Here is a 2,646-nt window from a genome sequence, read left to right on the forward strand (position 1 = left end):
TGAGTATTCCAGAGCAATCCGGCCACTGATTCCAGGGGATTCCGGCCGGTGATTCCATTTCATTCCGGCCACCCATTCCAATTGATTCCGGCCAGGGATTCCATTCGATTCCGGCCATCGTTTTCGGAGGGTAGCGACGCATAGAAACAGATGGTAGAGGAAATCTTTTTGAATGACTATTTCAAGGAGAATTTCATGCCCAAAAAGAGATTATCTATGCGAAAGATACGAGAGATATTGCGTCTCAAATACGGTTGTAATTGTAGCAATCGTGAAATCAGCCGAAGTTGCGGTATAGGCAGGGCAACAGTCAGTGATTATTTAAACCGTGCAAAAGCAGCAGGGTTAACCTGGCCCCTTCCTGATGAATTGAGTGATACCGCTCTAGAAAATCAGCTTTTCCCTTCATCAGCACCTCGCACGACACAGTCCCGCTTCATTCCCGACTTTCACGAAGTCCACAAAGAACTGCAATCACGTAAACACGTGACCCTGAATCTGTTGTGGCAGGAATACAAGGAACAGCATCCCGATGGCTACCAATATAGCTGGTTTTGCCATAGCTACCGCGATTGGGCAGCTCGTTTGGATGTCGTCATGCGCCATGAACATCGGGCAGGCGAAAAACTGTTCGTTGACTATGCTGGCCAAACCGTTGATTTAATCAACCATGAAACCGGTGCAATCCACAAAGCCCAAATCTTTGTCAGTGTTATGGGTGCCAGCAATTATACCTATGCAGAAGCCACGTTAAGCCAAAAAACTGAAGACTGGATAGGTTCCCATGTCCGTGCATTTTCTTTCATGGGCGGTGTTCCGGTGGCCGTTATTCCTGATAATTTAAAAAGCGGCGTCAGCAAGACTTGTCGTTACGAACCGGACATCAATCCAACGTACAACGACCTTGCCAGACACTATCAGACCGTCATTATACCTGCCAGGGCAAGAAAGCCTAAGGATAAGGCCAAAGCAGAAGCCGGCGTTTTACTGGTAGAGCGCTGGATACTTGCAGTATTACGTAAACATACCTTTTTCAGCCTTGCCGACTTAAACCGAGAGATCCGAAAGCTGGTCCACGTGCTCAACAGTCGCCCTTTCAAAAAACTTCCAGGCAGCAGACAAAGTTGGTTTGAAGAAATTGATAAACCTGCCCTGAAACCCCTTCCTGCACTACCTTACGAGCTTGCGTATTGGAAGAAAGCCACTGTTCACCTTGACTATCATGTAGAGGTTGAGGGGTATTACTATTCAGTGCCCTACACCCTGGTAAAGAAGAAGCTGGATATCCGCTATACTGGGAGCACAGTGGAATGCTTTTACAGCAACAAACGGGTTGCAAGCCACCTCCGTCATATCCCTCATGGTCGTCACTCAACTATCAAGGAGCATATGCCGCTTCGTCATCAGAAATACCTTGAATGGACCCCTGATCGGTTTAAAAGATGGGCAGCTAAAATTGGGCCGGAAACAGCTATGCTGACTGAACTCCTCCTACTCAAAAGGACACACCCGCAGCAGGCATACCGGACACTGCTTGGCATCCTCAGGCTTGGGAAGTCCTATGGAGATGCACGCCTTGAGGCCGCTTGCGGTCGTGCTCTTTATATCAACGCACTCTCTTATAAAAGCGTAGAATCAATCCTTAAGAATGGGTTGGATCAAAAGCCGCTGCCAGAGGCGGACACCGATAAAAAACCGATTCACCATCAAAATATTCGCGGCGCCGTTTACTTCAACTCTACAAGCCATTAAAGGAGGGCATTATGCTGCTTCACCCAACCCTTGAAAAATTGACCGTCATGCGCTTCTCAGGAATGGCAGAAGCTCTAGAAAGACAAATGCAGATGGACGGCCTTGATGATATGGCTTTTGAAGAGCGCCTTGGCCTGTTATTGGATCACGAACAGGCCGTACGCGAAACAAGGCGAATGAAGACCCGATTACGCAAGGCCAAGCTGCGCCAAAATGGTTCTATTGAGGATGTCGATTTCCGTCACCCAAGAGGCCTGGACAAGTCACTTGTGCTCCGCCTTGCTGACTGCCAATGGATCAAGGATCACAACAATTTAATCATCACCGGCCCCACAGGGGTAGGCAAGTCATTTCTAGCCTGTGCCTTTGCTGAGAAGGCTTGCCGGGAAGGATTCAGCGCACTCTACCTGCGAATGACAAAACTCTTTGAAGACATGAGCCTCGCTAAAGGGGATGGCCGTTATCTGAAAATGCTAACAGCCTTTGCAAAAACGGATGTACTCGTACTCGACGACTATGGCCTGATTCCGTTGAATCAAGAACAGAGGCATGATTTTCTCGAGATCCTTGAGGACCGACACAACCTGAAATCGACGCTTGTGACCAGTCAATTGCCAATAGAGCATTGGCATGAACAGATTGGTGACCCGACTCTGGCTGACGCCATTTTAGATCGTTTGGTACACAGCGCTCATAAGATAAAACTTACAGGAGATTCTATGAGAAAAAAGAGAGCAAACTTGACATAAATATGAAGGACAAAGTAATGAAAAAATAACAGCGTCGCTTCGCTCCGACCACCTGGCCAGTTTCACTGGAATAGGTGGCCGGAATCACGTGGACTGACTGGCCGGTTTCGACTGGAATGGGTGGCCGGATTCAGTGGAATACGCA

The 2,646-nt window shown here is 48.1% G+C and carries 2 protein-coding genes; both read left to right on the top strand.

The genetic code is table 11. The features are described from left to right. Nucleotides 1-216 precede the first annotated feature (216 nt). Entirely contained in the window at nucleotides 217-1,752 is a 1,536-nt protein-coding gene (gene istA / locus JWH17_RS23005) for an IS21 family transposase (protein WP_205225044.1), read from the top strand. A gap of 11 nt (nucleotides 1,753-1,763) precedes the next feature. Then, complete coding sequence (istB, locus tag JWH17_RS23010) at nucleotides 1,764-2,501, top strand: IS21-like element helper ATPase IstB (protein ID WP_205225045.1); 738 nt, start codon at nucleotides 1,764-1,766, stop codon at nucleotides 2,499-2,501. Nucleotides 2,502-2,646: the final 145 nt, after the last annotated feature.

Origin of the sequence: Desulfogranum marinum, from assembly GCF_016918565.1 — a bacterium.
GTDB classification, from domain to species: domain Bacteria; phylum Desulfobacterota; class Desulfobulbia; order Desulfobulbales; family Desulfobulbaceae; genus Desulfogranum; species Desulfogranum marinum.

Bases quoted from the DNA above. Each gene is read 5' to 3' on its own strand.
- istA (WP_205225044.1), top strand. From the start codon at position 217: ATGCGAAAGATACGAGAGATATTGCGTCTCAAATACGGTTGTAATTGT.
- istB (WP_205225045.1), top strand. From the start codon at position 1,764: ATGCTGCTTCACCCAACCCTTGAAAAATTGACCGTCATGCGCTTCTCA.